The 13,781-nt window shown below is 57.6% G+C and carries 13 protein-coding genes and 1 riboswitch; of the genes, 5 read left to right on the top strand and 8 right to left on the bottom strand.

The window, feature by feature from the left end:
- Positions 1 to 3: 3 nt before the first annotated feature.
- From yqiA to nudF, 4 genes are read right to left on the bottom strand one after another with little or no spacing between them, the layout of a single operon-like run.
- Positions 4 to 585, bottom strand: a complete 582-nt coding sequence (gene yqiA, locus FFB58_RS14115; protein ID WP_039031771.1) for an esterase YqiA — start codon at positions 583 to 585, stop codon at positions 4 to 6.
- Entirely contained in the window at positions 585 to 1,412 is an 828-nt protein-coding gene (gene cpdA / locus FFB58_RS14120; protein ID WP_039031770.1) for a 3',5'-cyclic-AMP phosphodiesterase, read from the bottom strand. The genes yqiA and cpdA overlap by 1 nt, the downstream gene beginning before the upstream one ends.
- Before the next feature lie 28 nt (positions 1,413 to 1,440).
- A complete protein-coding gene (locus FFB58_RS14125; RefSeq protein ID WP_003862516.1) occupies positions 1,441 to 1,863 on the bottom strand; it encodes a DUF1249 family protein in 423 nt (140 codons plus the stop codon).
- Positions 1,860 to 2,492 carry an ADP-ribose diphosphatase gene (gene nudF / locus FFB58_RS14130; RefSeq protein ID WP_039031769.1) on the bottom strand — a complete coding sequence of 211 codons (633 nt, stop codon included), beginning with the start codon at positions 2,490 to 2,492 and terminating at the stop codon, positions 1,860 to 1,862. The genes FFB58_RS14125 and nudF overlap by 4 nt, the downstream gene beginning before the upstream one ends.
- Before the next feature lie 205 nt (positions 2,493 to 2,697).
- Here nudF and tolC point away from each other — a divergent pair, with 205 nt between their 5' ends.
- The 3 genes from tolC (at position 2,698) to FFB58_RS14145 (ending at position 6,128) form a co-directional block, all read left to right on the top strand.
- A complete protein-coding gene (tolC, locus tag FFB58_RS14135) occupies positions 2,698 to 4,119 on the top strand; it encodes an outer membrane channel protein TolC (protein WP_039031768.1) in 1,422 nt (473 codons plus the stop codon).
- A 174-nt stretch (positions 4,120 to 4,293) separates the two neighbouring features.
- The gene (locus FFB58_RS14140) at positions 4,294 to 4,965 is read left to right on the top strand and encodes a DUF1190 family protein (protein WP_138370236.1); all 672 of its coding nucleotides are present in this window, start codon (positions 4,294 to 4,296) and stop codon (positions 4,963 to 4,965) included.
- Positions 4,966 to 4,967: 2 nt separating this feature from the next.
- Complete coding sequence (locus tag FFB58_RS14145; RefSeq protein WP_138370237.1) at positions 4,968 to 6,128, top strand: glutathionylspermidine synthase family protein; 1,161 nt, start codon at positions 4,968 to 4,970, stop codon at positions 6,126 to 6,128.
- A gap of 94 nt (positions 6,129 to 6,222) precedes the next feature.
- Here the strand turns inward: FFB58_RS14145 and ygiD are convergent, their stop codons facing one another.
- Positions 6,223 to 7,011: a 4,5-DOPA dioxygenase extradiol gene (gene ygiD, locus FFB58_RS14150; RefSeq protein ID WP_138370238.1), complete on the bottom strand. Its 789-nt coding sequence runs from the start codon at positions 7,009 to 7,011 to the stop codon at positions 6,223 to 6,225.
- A gap of 196 nt (positions 7,012 to 7,207) precedes the next feature.
- On the opposite strand from ygiD, the gene zupT reads away from it, so the two are divergent.
- Positions 7,208 to 7,981, top strand: a complete 774-nt coding sequence (gene zupT / locus FFB58_RS14155; RefSeq protein ID WP_039031764.1) for a zinc transporter ZupT — start codon at positions 7,208 to 7,210, stop codon at positions 7,979 to 7,981.
- Between the two features lie 41 nt (positions 7,982 to 8,022).
- Here zupT and ribB read toward each other — a convergent pair whose 3' ends face one another.
- Positions 8,023 to 8,676, bottom strand: coding sequence for a 3,4-dihydroxy-2-butanone-4-phosphate synthase (gene ribB / locus FFB58_RS14160; RefSeq protein ID WP_138370239.1), 654 nt, complete (start codon positions 8,674 to 8,676; stop codon positions 8,023 to 8,025).
- A gap of 104 nt (positions 8,677 to 8,780) precedes the next feature.
- A riboswitch (FMN riboswitch) is annotated at positions 8,781 to 8,931 on the bottom strand.
- A 120-nt stretch (positions 8,932 to 9,051) separates the two neighbouring features.
- Between ribB and FFB58_RS14165 the strand changes: the two genes are divergently transcribed.
- The gene (locus FFB58_RS14165; protein WP_138370240.1) at positions 9,052 to 9,348 is read left to right on the top strand and encodes an accessory factor UbiK family protein; all 297 of its coding nucleotides are present in this window, start codon (positions 9,052 to 9,054) and stop codon (positions 9,346 to 9,348) included.
- An 85-nt stretch (positions 9,349 to 9,433) separates the two neighbouring features.
- Here the strand turns inward: FFB58_RS14165 and hldE are convergent, their stop codons facing one another.
- Both hldE and glnE read right to left on the bottom strand, forming a co-directional pair.
- Entirely contained in the window at positions 9,434 to 10,864 is a 1,431-nt protein-coding gene (gene hldE / locus FFB58_RS14170) for a bifunctional D-glycero-beta-D-manno-heptose-7-phosphate kinase/D-glycero-beta-D-manno-heptose 1-phosphate adenylyltransferase HldE (protein ID WP_138370241.1), read from the bottom strand.
- A 40-nt stretch (positions 10,865 to 10,904) separates the two neighbouring features.
- A complete protein-coding gene (gene glnE / locus FFB58_RS14175; protein WP_138370242.1) occupies positions 10,905 to 13,763 on the bottom strand; it encodes a bifunctional [glutamate--ammonia ligase]-adenylyl-L-tyrosine phosphorylase/[glutamate--ammonia-ligase] adenylyltransferase in 2,859 nt (952 codons plus the stop codon).
- Positions 13,764 to 13,781: the final 18 nt, after the last annotated feature.

Consider the following 13,781-nt stretch of genomic DNA (forward strand, 5'->3'; position numbering starts at 1 on the left):
TTGTCAGAGGCTGTGCAGACCAAGGAAATCGACAATCTGGGTGAAATGATCCTCAAAGCCCGTGAAGGCATGATTACCGCCCTCTTCTACAGTCTGGCGGCAGGAGGCGTAATACGCCACTGCCTGGCGATAATCCAGCACTTCATCACCCGTCTGTTGCAGCAGCCAGATGAGATCTGGCGCTTCCAGCGGATCAATCTGCATAACTTTGAGGTCGTAAATATGGCGAGACTCTAGCACATATTGCTGTCCGGTGTAGGGGTTCTCGTTGTGGCCGAGATAGCCCACCAGCAGCTCAAAAGGCCGCACCGCCGGGTTTACCACCACAGCAGGGACCATAAAGCACTGGGACAGCCAGGTGGCATAGTAGCCGCCGAGGGAGGAACCTACCACGCCAAAGGACTCGCCGCCGTGCGCCATGACGATGGCCTCCAGCATTTCGGCGGCGTCTGCCGGGTACGGCGGCAGCTGCGGGACGATCATCTCAACGTGGGGATGATGCACTTCCAGCCATTGGCGAAACAGCGTCGCTTTTGCCGAACGCGGGGAGCTGTTGAACCCGTGCAGATAGAGGAGCGCAGACATCAGTATCCTTCTGAAGCGGTATCCGGGCGGAACTCGGTGCCTTGCAGGCGGCAGACTTCGGTTGTCAGCGAGCCGTCGGCATGCAGTTCCAGCCAGCGCCAGCCTGGCGCAATGGTATCTAACGTGAAGTTCGCGCAGTGCGGTTTAAACTGCACGCAGGTAGAAGGCGTAGCCAGCAGGCGGCGACCGTTCCAGTCGAGATCCTGCTCCTGGTGAATATGGCCGCAGAGTAAGTGCTTCACCCGGGGGAATTTTTCCAGCACCTGATCCAGCGAGGCAGAGTTGCGCAGGCTGTGCTGATCGAGCCAGCTGCATCCTGCCGGCAGCGGATGATGATGCAGTAAAAGCAGGGTGTGACGCGCCGGCTCGGCCTCAAGTTTCGCTTCGAGCCACTCCAGCTGAAAATCGCTCAGCTCGCCGTGCGGTACGCCGAAGACCTGGCTGTCGAGCAGCAGAATTTGCCAGTTGTCACCGGTGTAAACCCTTTTGGCTGGCGAAATGCCTGAATCCTGAAGCGCGCTGTACATCGCAGGTTGAAAATCGTGATTTCCGGGTAGCCAGACGCAGGGCGCGTTAAAGCTCGCGATACCTTCAGCAAAATGCTGATAAGCCGCGGCGGTTTGGTCCTGCGCCAAATCGCCCGTTGCGACTATCAGATCGCATTCGCGCTTCTGGGCATGAATGGCTTCCAGAACAGCCTGATAACTCTCCCAGGTGTTCACACCTAACAGGGTCTCATGCTTATTGGCAAACAGGTGAGTATCGGTAATTTGTAATACCCTGACTGGCGCCCCACCAGCAACAGTCAGGTTCAACAGGCTTTCCAAATGGTGTCCTTAGGTAGGTTTCACGACGCTAACAAACCGGAATCGCCATCGCTCCATGTGCTAAACAGTATCGTAGCCAGTCGGCCAAAAACTGATTAATTTGATGCTTTTCGTCACGTTGATGCAACTTTTTATTTGGGTAATCATATCGCGCTTTGAAGCGGAAGATCTGCTGACTTGAACACACTTCAGCGACCATCGCGTCGTGATACAGCCGCACCGTCATCGACGGCAGGCTCCAGTAGCTGATGGAAGGCGCCGTTTGTTCAATTTCCACCAGCGTAGTGTAACGGGTTGATTCTGTAATCGTTAACCGATACTGCGCGTTGCTCACCTGATAGCTCACTGTTTCGCCGGGCGCGTCGTTACGCGGCAGCAATCGGCGCAGCTGGGCGAAATTGGTTTCGCACAGGCGCATCATTTCAGGGAAGTCAGGTGTATAACGCTTCATTTTTTCCACTCGTTTCGTAAGTCCTGATAATGCAGCTGGAGCCATTGCAAAGCGATGACAGAAGCCGCGTTGTCGATTTTCCCCTCTTCTACCCATTGATAAGCCTGCTCCCGGCTTACCACATGAACACGAATATCTTCGTTTTCATCAACCAGACCGTGAATACCTTGTGCGGTCGTGGCGTCCACTTCCCCTACCAGAACCGATAAACGCTCGCTGGTGCCACCGGGGCTTGCCAGATAATTCGAAATCGGTTTTGTGCGCCCGACAATCAGCCCGGCCTCTTCCATCGCCTCACGACGCGCGACGTCATCCGGCGTCTCGCCCGCTTCAACCATCCCGGCCACCATCTCCAGCAGCCACGGGCTTTCGCTGGTATCCAGCGCGGCAATGCGAATCTGCTCTATCAGTACCACTTCGTCCCGCACTGGGTCAAAGGGTAGCAAGACTGCGGCATGCCCGCGCTCAAAAATTTCGCGCTTCACTTCGCCACTCATTTCGCCGTTAAACAGACGGTGGCGAAAACGGTACAATTCCAGTGAAAAAAATCCGCTGTAGAGCGTTTCTCGTGCAATAATTTCTACATCGTTTTTTGTGAAAGTCACTGGCATCTTTTCTGGTTTATGCATGTTTGCATCCTGTTATAAATGGTGACGTTAACGTGAAATTCAATTTTGCTTAACTGCGGTTTCTAACTCAGTATGGTAAATTGGTGCAAGTTACCGCCGCATGGCACGGAACGCCAACCTTTTGCAGTGGCGAAGTCTGCTAGAATCGGTAGATATTTTTTAATTAGATCAGCGCTAACAAAGAGCTTCACAACAAGGAAAGCAAATGAAGAAATTGCTCCCCATCCTCATCGGCCTGAGCCTGACGGGCTTCAGCGCGTTGAGTCAGGCAGAGGACCTGATGCAGGTTTATAAGCAGGCACGTCTGAGCAACCCGGAACTGCGTAAGTCCGCCGCCGATCGTGATGCTGCATTTGAAAAGATTAATGAAGCACGCAGCCCATTATTACCACAGCTGGGTTTAGGTGCAGATTATAGCTATAACAACGGTTACCGTGATGCTAATGGCGTCGATTCTAACGTAACCAGCGGTTCACTCCAGTTAACCCAGACGCTGTTTGATATGTCCAGATGGCGTAACCTGAGCCTGCAGGAAAAATCGGCCGGTATTCAGGATGTCACTTATCAGACCGACCAGCAAACGCTGATCCTCAATACCGCAACCGCCTACTTCAAAGTACTGAGCTCAATCGACACGCTCTCCTATATTGAAGCGCAGAAACAAGCCATCTACCGCCAGTTAGATCAGACCACCCAGCGTTTCAACGTGGGACTGGTAGCGATCACCGACGTGCAGAACGCCCGTTCACAGTACGATAGCGTACTGGCGAACGAAGTGACGGCGCGTAACGATCTGGATAACGCCGTAGAACAGCTGCGTCAGGTCACCGGCAACTACTATCCACAGCTGGCCTCGCTGAACGTTGATCGCTTCAAAGCCGAAAAGCCGCAGGCGGTGAATGCCCTGCTGAAAGAAGCTGAAAACCGTAACCTCAGCCTGCTGCAGGCGCGATTGAGCCAGGATCTGGCCCGCGAGCAGATCCGCCTGGCACAGGATGGTCATCTGCCAACCCTGAGCCTGAGCGCGTCTACCAGCGTGTCTAATACCAGCTACAGCGGTTCCAGAACCAGCGGTGCCCAGTACAACGACAGCGATGTCGGCCAGAATAAAATCGGCCTGAACTTCTCCCTGCCAATCTATCAGGGCGGCCAGGTTAATTCTCAGGTCAAACAGGCGCAGTACAACTTTGTGGGTGCCAGCGAGCAGCTTGAAAGCGCGCACCGCAGCGTGGTGCAGACCGTGCGTTCCTCCTTCAACAACGTGAACGCCTCTGTCAGCAGCATCAACGCCTACAAACAGGCCGTGGTTTCTGCCCAGAGCTCACTGGATGCTTCTGAAGCTGGCTACGCGGTAGGTACCCGTACCATCGTTGACGTGCTGGATGCGACCACTACGCTGTACAACGCCAAACAACAGCTCTCCAACGCCCGTTACAACTACCTGATTAACCAGCTCAACATCAAGCAGGCGCTGGGTACGTTGAACGAGCAGGATCTTCTGGCGCTGAACGGCTCTCTGGGTAAACCCATCTCCACTACCCCAGAAGTCGTGGCTCCGGAAAATCCACAGCAGGTTGCCTCTGCTGATGGCTTAACCGCAGCCGCTGCAAGCACCAACGCTAACTGATGATTATACCCGGCCGGGGCTCTCCTGGCCGGGTAGTATCGCGCTGTCCGACAAAAAAACGTAAGCCAACGTAAAGATCCCCCAGATTCGCCCCCATCGCTTCAATTTCCACCACTCATCCTCTATTCTGAGCCTTATTTTCTGTGTTTTACCACTGGGTCCTGGAAGACAATCATGAAACGGACAAAATCCATTAATCACGCGACGTTCCGCAAAAGCTGGAGCGCTCGTCACCTCACTCCTGTCGCCCTGGCGCTGGGCGCTGTGTTTATGCTGGCAGGCTGTGAGAAAACCGACGAAACGGTATCCCTCTATCAGAATGCCGATGACTGTGCTGCAGCCACCGGTAAAAGCGCGGAGTGTACCGCTTCATACAACAACGCCCTGAAGGAAGCGGAACGTACCGCGCCGAAATACGCCAGCCGTGAAGACTGCGTGGCGGAATTTGGCGAAGGTCAGTGCCAGCAGGCACCGGCTCCGGCTCAGGCGGGCACGGCACCTGAAAACCAGGCCCAGGCACAATCCAGCGGTAGCTTCTGGATGCCATTAATGGCCGGTTACATGATGGGCCGTCTGATGAGCGGCGGCGCAGGCTACCAGCAGCAGCCGTTGTTCAGTTCGAAAAACCCGGCCAGCCCGGCATACGGCCAGTACACCGATGCCAGCGGTAAAGGTTACGGCGCAGCCCAGCCAGGCCGCACCATGACCGTTCCGAAAACCGCCATGGCGCCAAAACCGGCTACCACCAGCACCGTCACCCGCGGCGGCTTTGGTGAGTCTGTTGCTAAACAGAGCACCATGCAGCGCAGCGCGGCCGGCACTTCAACACGCTCCATGGGCGGCTGATAATGGAACGAGTCAGTATTGTTGAGCGCCCGGACTGGCGCGAAAAAGCCACCGAATACGGTTTCAACTTCCACACCATGTACGGCGAGCCGTACTGGTGTGAAGATGCCTACTACAAGCTGACCCTCGCCCAGGTTGAAAAACTGGAGGAGGTCACGGCAGAGCTGCACCAGATGTGCCTGAAGGTGGTGGAGAAGGTGATTGCCAGCGATGAGCTGCTGACCAAATTCCGCATTCCGAAACACACCTGGGGCTTTGTGCGTCAGTCGTGGACAACCAACCAGCCGTCGCTCTATTCCCGCCTCGATCTGGCGTGGGATGGTACCGGCGAGCCGAAGCTGCTTGAGAACAACGCCGATACGCCGACCTCCCTGTATGAGGCGGCTTTTTTCCAGTGGATCTGGCTGGAAGATCAGCAGAACGCAGGCAACCTGCCGGAGGGCAGCGACCAGTTCAACAGCCTGCAGGAGAAGCTGATTGAGCGCTTCGCTGAACTGCGCGAGCAGCACGGCTTCAATCTGCTGCACTTTGCCTGCTGTCGTGACACGGTTGAAGATCGCGGTACGGTACAATACCTGCAGGACTGCGCCGCCGAGGCTGACGTTGCCAGCGAATTCCTCTTCATGGAAGATATCGGGCTCGGTGAAAAAGGCCAGTTTACCGACCTGCAGGATCAGGTGATCAGCAACCTCTTCAAGCTCTATCCGTGGGAATACATGCTGCGCGAAATGTTCTCGACCAAGCTGGAAGACGCTGGCGTGCGCTGGCTGGAGCCGGCCTGGAAGAGCATCATCTCCAACAAAGCCCTGCTGCCAATGCTGTGGGAGATGTTCCCGGATCATCCGAATCTGCTGCCTGCCTACTTCGCGGAAGATGACTATCCGCAGATGGATAAGTATGTCAAAAAGCCGATTTTCTCCCGCGAAGGGGCTAACGTATCGATTATCGAAAACGGTAACACCGTGGAAGCGGTAGAAGGTCCGTATGGCGAAGAAGGGATGATCGTCCAGCAGTTCTGTCAGCTACCTAAGTATGGCGACAGTTACATGCTGATCGGCAGCTGGCTGATCAACGACCAGCCCGCCGGGATTGGCATTCGCGAAGATCGCGCGCTGATCACCCAGGATCTGTCGCGCTTCTATCCGCATATTTTTGTGGAGTAGTTGATTTGCCGGGTGGCGCTACGCTTACCCGGCCTACAAAACCATGCGAACCCGTAGGCCGGGTAAGGCGAAGCCGCCACCCGGCATTTATTGATTACCCCACCTGCACCGACAACATACTCAAACTGCCCATCTCGATGCCGTCCACCGGAGTCGTAATCGGTTCCTGACCATCCCACGCGCCTAAGATATAGAGCAGCGGCAGGAAATGTTCCGCCGTCGGGTTGGAGAGCGAACCGCCGTCGTGCGCGAGATAGTTCACCAGCGGATGTTCCTCTGCTGGCCCATGCCAGGTCAGGTTTTCTTTTACGTAATCGTTGAACGATGTCGCCCACGGATATGGCGTGTTTTCACCATGCCAGCGGGCGGTGCGCAGGTTATGCACCACGTTGCCGCTGGCCACCAGCATGATGCCCTCGTCACGCAGCGCCGCAAGCTTCTTGCCTGTCTCCAGGTGCCAGGCCGCGGGTTTGGTGCTGTCGATACTCAGCTGCACCATCGGGATATCGGCATCGGGATACATTTTTATCAGCACGCCCCAGGAGCCATGGTCAAAACCCCACGCCTCTTTATCCAGAGCGACCGGGACAGGTGCCAGCAGCTCCACCAGCCGCTGCGCCAGGGCCGGCGAACCCGGTGCCGGGTAGTGCGTGTCGTACAGCGCCTGCGGAAAACCACCAAAATCATGAATCGTTTTCGGCGCTTCCATCGCGGTGACGCCGGTGCCACGGGTAAACCAGTGTGCAGAAATCACCACGATAGCTTTCGGACGTGGCAACGTCTCACCCAGATGACGCCAGGCGCGAGTATAGACGTTATCCTCCAGCACGTTCATGGGGCTACCGTGGCCCAAAAACAGCGCTGGCATACGAGAAGATGTCATGATGATATCCTTACACAAGATGTCGATTTGATAGCTTTACCTTACCTGTTATCAGGATAAGATGAACTCAGATAACCATGATGAAGATCATCAGGAAATTTGAATGTAAGGGATCTGTAAAGGCGCCTGGACCCGCTCGCTTTACGCGTGTTTAGCCTTTAATATGAATGAGAATCATTATCATAAGGAGAGGTGAATGTCAGTTCCCCTGATTCTGACTATTCTTGCAGGCGCCGCCACCTTTATCGGCGCCATGCTCGGCGTGCTGGGCCAGAAGCCCTCAAACCGCGTGCTGGCATTTTCCCTCGGCTTCGCCGCCGGGATTATGCTGCTTATCTCCCTGATGGAGATGCTACCCGCCGCCCTTGGCACCGAAGGTATGTCGCCGGTGCTTGGCTACGGGATGTTTGTCTTTGGCCTGCTGGGCTATTTTGCGCTGGACAGAATGTTACCCCATGCGCACCCGCAGGATCTGATGCAAAAAGGAACTCAGCCGCTGCCGCGCAATCTGCGTCGTACCGCGCTGCTGCTGACCCTGGGTATCAGCCTGCATAACTTCCCCGAAGGCGTTGCCACTTACGTGACCGCCAGCAACAATCTGGAGTTAGGCTTTGGCATTGCCCTGGCGGTGGCGTTGCACAATATCCCTGAAGGGCTGGCGGTTGCCGGACCGGTCTATGCGGCCACCGGGTCAAAGCGTAAAGCGGTGTTCTGGGCAGGTATTTCCGGGATGGCGGAGATCGCAGGCGGCGTGCTGGCCTGGCTTATTCTCGGCAGCCTGATCTCGCCGATTGTGATGGCAGCCATTATGGCGGCAGTGGCGGGCATTATGGTGGCGCTGTCGGTAGATGAGCTGATGCCGCTCGCCAAAGAGATCGACCCGAATAATAACCCCAGCTACGGCGTGCTGTGCGGAATGTCGGTGATGGGACTCAGTCTGGTGCTGCTCCAGACGGCAGGAATAGGATAAAAAAAACGCCGGGTTAACCCGGCGTTTTTTATGCTGCGTTATCAGCTGGCTTTGCGCTCGTTCGCCTGGCGATACGCCACCAGATCTTCGATAGTCACAACAGCCATTTTGTGTTTAACCGCAAAGTCGATGCACTCCGGCGCACGAGCCATAGAGCCATCATCATTGGTCAGTTCACACAGCACACCGGCGGGTTTGAAGCCTGCCAGCGTCACCAGATCGATAGTCGCTTCGGTGTGACCGCCGCGAGTCAGGACGCCGCCCGGCTGCGCGCGCAGCGGGAAGACATGGCCTGGGCGATTCAGGTCAGAAGGTTTTGCCCCATCGGCAATGGCTGCACGCACGGTGGTAACGCGGTCAGCGGCAGAGACGCCAGTGGTCACGCCGCTGGCGGCTTCGATGGTGACGGTAAAACCGGTACCGTAAGCGCTGGTGTTGTTCTCTACCATCATAGGCAGATCCAGCTGTTTACGGCGATCTTCGGTGATACACAGGCAAACAATACCGCTGCCGTGACGGATGGTCAGCGCCATCTGTTCAACGGTCATGGTTTCGGCGGCGAAAATCATATCGCCTTCGTTTTCACGATCTTCATCGTCAAGCACCATCACGCCGCGGCCTTCGCGAAGCGCAGCAAGCGCATGCTCAACACGGTCAGTAGAGGTACCGAAAGAGGAAAGGAGCGTCTGATTCATGGTAAAAAAACCTCATTAAAATTATGGTTACCAGAATCAGGGCAGTCTTAGGAGCGCCGTAGTACGGCAAAAAAATAACGTGAGCGGGCCTCGCCCGGCTGGTTCGTTACTCTCTCCCATCCGGACTTTAACCGTCGGCCCCGGAATTACACCGGATCTGCTGACCTTTGAGTTTGCACCCAAAGCGCTCGCGGGCTTTCAACATGGTGTTGATTTACCGCCGGTGGGGAATTTCGCCCCGCCCTGAGAATAAGCGGGATAACTATAACGCTAATGATTATGTTCAGCAACGCATATGCTTCACACAATTCTGGTTTAAGGATCCCCGTAACGCGCTACAATGGTTCTAAACACCTTTTCTTCAAGGGAACTATGATGATCGACCCAAAAAAAATTGAACAACTTGCCCGCCAGGTCCATGAATCCATGCCAAAAGGCGTGCGTGAGTTTGGTGATGATGTTGAGAAAAAGATCCGCCAGGTGCTGCAGGCGCAGCTGATGCGTCTGGATCTGGTCAGCCGTGAAGAATTTGACGTGCAGACGCAGGTGCTGTTGCGCACCCGCGAGAAGATTGCCCTGCTGGAGCAGCGCCTGACCGAGCTGGAAAACCGCAATGTTGTTGATGAAGTAAAACCGGCCCCGGCGATCCCACCGGTGGACGATCAGGCTTAAGCCTGTAACGCCCGGTGGCGCTTCGCTTACCGGGCCTACAAGCTTATGTTGGGGTGCGGGCATCAGCCCGCACGATCTGTAACGGCTACTTGCTGTCTTTCTGGATCTTCTTGATGATGTTGGTGGTTGAACATCCGTCCTCAAAGTTGAGCACCATCACTTCCCCGCCGTTAGCCCACACCTCTTCACTGCCCGCGATTTGTTCAGGCTTGTAGTCACCGCCCTTAACCAGCAGATCCGGCAGGATCCCGGCAATCAGACGCTGTGGGGTGTCTTCTTCGAACGAGACGACCCAGTCCACCGCTTCCAGCGCGCCCAGCACGATCATCCGCTGCTCAAGCGGGTTAACCGGACGGGTTTCGCCCTTCAAACGTTTGGTAGACGCATCGCTGTTCACCGCCACAATCAGGCGATCGCCCAGCTTGCGTGCGTTCGCCAGATAAGAGACGTGGCCCGCGTGCAGAATGTCGAACACGCCGTTGGTCATCACCACTTTTTCACCACGCTTACGCGCGGCGGCAACGGCCACTTTCAGCTCGTCTTCGCTCATCACGCCAAAACCGGTATCGGCACGACCGCGCACCGCGTTTTCCAGCTCGATTGGCGAAACGGTAGAGGTACCCAATTTGCCCACCACAACGCCTGCAGCGGCGTTAGCAAAATAGCAGGCCTCTTCCAGGGTGTTGCCCGCCGCCAGGGTGGCCGCCAGCACGCCAATCACCGTATCGCCCGCACCGGTGACGTCATACACTTCCTGCGCCTGGGTTGGCATATGCAGCGGCGCTTTGCCCGGCTGCAGCAGGGTCATCCCCTGCTCGGAACGGGTCACCAGCAGGGCGGAGAAGTCAAAATCGGCGATGATCTTCATGCCGCGCTCGACAATCTCATCCTCGGTTTTGCATTTACCCGCCACCGCTTCAAATTCAGAGAGGTTAGGCGTCAGCAGCGTCGCCCCGCGATAGCGTTCGAAGTCGGTGCCTTTCGGGTCGATCAGCACCGGCACACCGGCAGCGCGCGCCAGTTTGATCATCTGCTGAACGCTGGCCAGCGCCCCTTTCGCGTAGTCAGAGAGCACCAGCGCGCCGATGTTGCCCAGCGCCTGGTTGATGCGCTCGTGCAGCGGCTCAGGATCCACGCCTTCAAAGCCCTCTTCAAAATCGAGGCGGATCAGCTGCTGGTTGCGCGACAGCACGCGCAGCTTGGTGATGGTCGGGTGCGTCGGAACAGAAACGAAATCACATTTGACGTTCACATCCGCCAGCGTCTTGCTCAGCGCCCGTGCGGCGTCATCGATGCCGGTTAAGCCCACCAGACGGGAATGCGCGCCGAGAGACGCAATGTTCATCGCCACGTTTGCCGCGCCGCCAGGACGCTCTTCAATGGTATCCACCTTCACCACCGGGACCGGCGCTTCCGGGGAAATGCGGCTGGTTGGCCCATACCAGTAGCGATCCAGCATGACATCGCCAACAACCATAACTCCAGCACGTTCAAACTCTGGCAGTGTTACTTTCATTCCTGACTCCAGAAAGATTCACAATTTGCGCGCGATAATATCACACTTGTTTTGTTACGCACGGTTCCACCAGCCACTTCTGCCAGCAGGCGCGCACCAGCTCTCGCTCGGCGTTAAAGCAGTCGAGCGGCAGATGACCGGGCTGCTCCTGCAGCGCCAGATGGTGCAGCTCATCGCGCAGCGTGGTGTAAGCCCGGGTCAGCGCCAGCGCCTCGTGCTCGTCCATAATGTCGTTCTGAGCCAGCAGTTCCAGAATGCGCACGTTATCGGACCAGCGGGTCAGCTTCGGTTTGGCGTGGGCGTCGCGCAGCACCAGATACTGGGTAATAAACTCAATATCGGTGATACCGCCCTCATCGGCTTTAATATCAAAGCGATCCTTGTGTTTGTTCCCAAGATGGGCGCGCATTTTCTCGCGCATCTCGCGCACCTCGGTCTGCAGCGTCTGACCCTCCCGCGTGGCGGTGAGCACGTCACGACGAATGGCGTCGAACTGCGCTTTCAACTGCGGATCGCCGTATACCACCCGGGCGCGCACCAGGGCCTGATGTTCCCACGTCCAGGCCTCGTTCTTCTGATACTCGGCAAAAGACTCGGTGGATGTCACCAGCATGCCCGCCGCCCCGGACGGACGCAGGCGGGCATCCACTTCATACAGAATGCCCGACGAGGTACGGGTGCTGAACAGGTGCATGATGCGCTGGGCCAGTCGCAGGTAGAACTGACGCCCGTCGATCTCACGCTCGCCGTCGGTCATCACATCCACCGGGCAGTCGTGCAGGAAAATCAGATCCAGATCGGAGCTGTAGCCCAGCTCCCAGCCGCCCAGCTTGCCGTATCCCACCACCGCAAAGCCGCGCCCTTCCCGATCGGCAAGGTGTTTCGGCTGGCCGTAACGCGCCACCATCTGCACCCATGCCTGATGGACCACGGCATCGATAATGGCTTCCGCCAGCCAGGTTAAGTGATCGCTCACTTTCATTACCGGCAGCGTTCCGGCGATATCGGCAGCGGCCACGCGCAGCAGCTGCGCCTGCTTAAACTGGCGCAGCGCCTCCAGCTGTTGCTCTTCGTCCTCTTCCGGCACGCGCAGCAGATACTGACGCAGCTCGTCCCGGTAGGCGTCGGTCGCCGTCGGCTGATAGAGGGTGTTGGGATCGAGCAGCTCATCCAGCAGCAGCGGATAGCGCGCCAGCTTGGTCGCCACCATCGGCGAGGCGGCACAGAGCGAAATCAGGTGCTTAAGCGCGCCAGGGAACTCGCTCAGCAGCTCCAGATAGGTGGTACGGGTGATGATCCCGCTGAGCAGCGGAGTCAGGCGCGACAGCGGCACCGGGGCATCGGCGCGGGAGCAGACGTCGCTGAGCAGGTGCGGCATCAGGTGGTCGAGCACCTGCCGCCCGCGCGGGCCAATGGCGCGCTTGTTCAGCTCAAGGCGGAAATCGGCAATCAGCGCCACCACCCGATGACGGTCGTCGTCACTTAAATGCGCCAGCACCGGGGTAGTGTCATCTTCCTGCAGCGCATCCTGCCACAGCTCGCGCCAGTGCTCGGACAGCTCATCATCCTGCGATTCGCTTTCATCGTCGCCGATCAGGTCGTTAAAAATACGTCGTACCGCTGCCATATGCGCATCCAGCGCGTCGGTCAGCGCCTGCCAGTCGTCCACGCGCATGCCCCAGGCGAGGCGGGCGCGATTGAGTTCATCCCCCGGCAGGGTCTGGGTTTGTTCGTCGTTAATGCTCTGCAGCAGGTTCTCCAGCCGACGCAAAAAGAGGTAGGCGTCACGCAGGATTTGCGCGTCGCCTTCCGCCAGCAGGTTAAGCTGCGCGATAGCCTCAAGCGTCGGCAGCAACGAGCGGGACTGCAGCGACGGCTCGCGTCCGCCGCGGATCAGCTGGAATACCTGGACGATAAACTCGATCTCGCGGATGCCGCCCGCCCCCAGCTTGATGTTGTCTTTCAGGCCGCGACGCCGCACTTCCCGGGCGATCATCCCTTTCATGTTGCGCAGCGACTGAATAACGCTGAAGTCAATGTAGCGGCGGAACACGAACGGGCGCAGCATGGCGCGCAGCTCAGAGGCATAGGCGCCGTCGTTATCGCCCATGATCCGCGCCTTAACCATCGCGTAGCGCTCCCAGTCGCGCCCCTGCTCCTGGTAATAGTCTTCCAGCGCGGCAAAGCTCAGCACCAGTGGGCCGCTGTCGCCGAACGGACGCAGGCGCATATCCACGCGATAGACAAAGCCATCCTGGGTAGGTTGATCCAGGGCCTTAATCAGCCGCTGACCCAGACGGGTAAAGAACTGGGCGTTATCCAGCTCACGGCGTCCACCGCGGGTGGTGCCCTTCTCCGGCCAGGCGAAGATCAGGTCGATGTCCGACGAGAAATTGAGCTCGCCGCCGCCGAGCTTGCCCATCCCTAAAATCAGCAGCGGCTGCGGGGTGCCTTCGTCGCTGCACGGCGTGCCCCACTCAAGGCAGCAGGCGTTATACAGCCAGTCGCGCGCGGCGACGATCAGGGTCTCCGCCAGACAGCTCAACTGCTGCAGGGTACTCTCTTCACTCACCAGCATCAGCGCCTGCGCCCAGGCGATGCGCACCATCACCCGACGGCGGAAGTGGCGCAGCACGCGCATCAGCGCGGCTTCATCGCTGACCTCCGCCAGCGCGTCGCCTAACCACCGGGCGTAGTGCTGCCACTCATCCGCCTGGGGAGGCGCGGCCTCAAGTTCAGTCAGCCAGTCAGGATGGGCGGTGACGCTCTCCTGCACGAAGTCGCTGAACGCCAGCATCTGCCGGGCCTGCTCGCTTAATGACGAGGCGGGTAGTGCTTCCGGCAGACGCTCACATACCGTCTGCCACTGCTGCTGTAAGGGTGAAGAAAGCGGCATCATGGGGGTTCCTTGCCTGCG

The organism is Enterobacter sp. MF024 (genome assembly GCF_005843915.1).
Classification (GTDB): domain Bacteria; phylum Pseudomonadota; class Gammaproteobacteria; order Enterobacterales; family Enterobacteriaceae; genus Enterobacter; species Enterobacter barmai.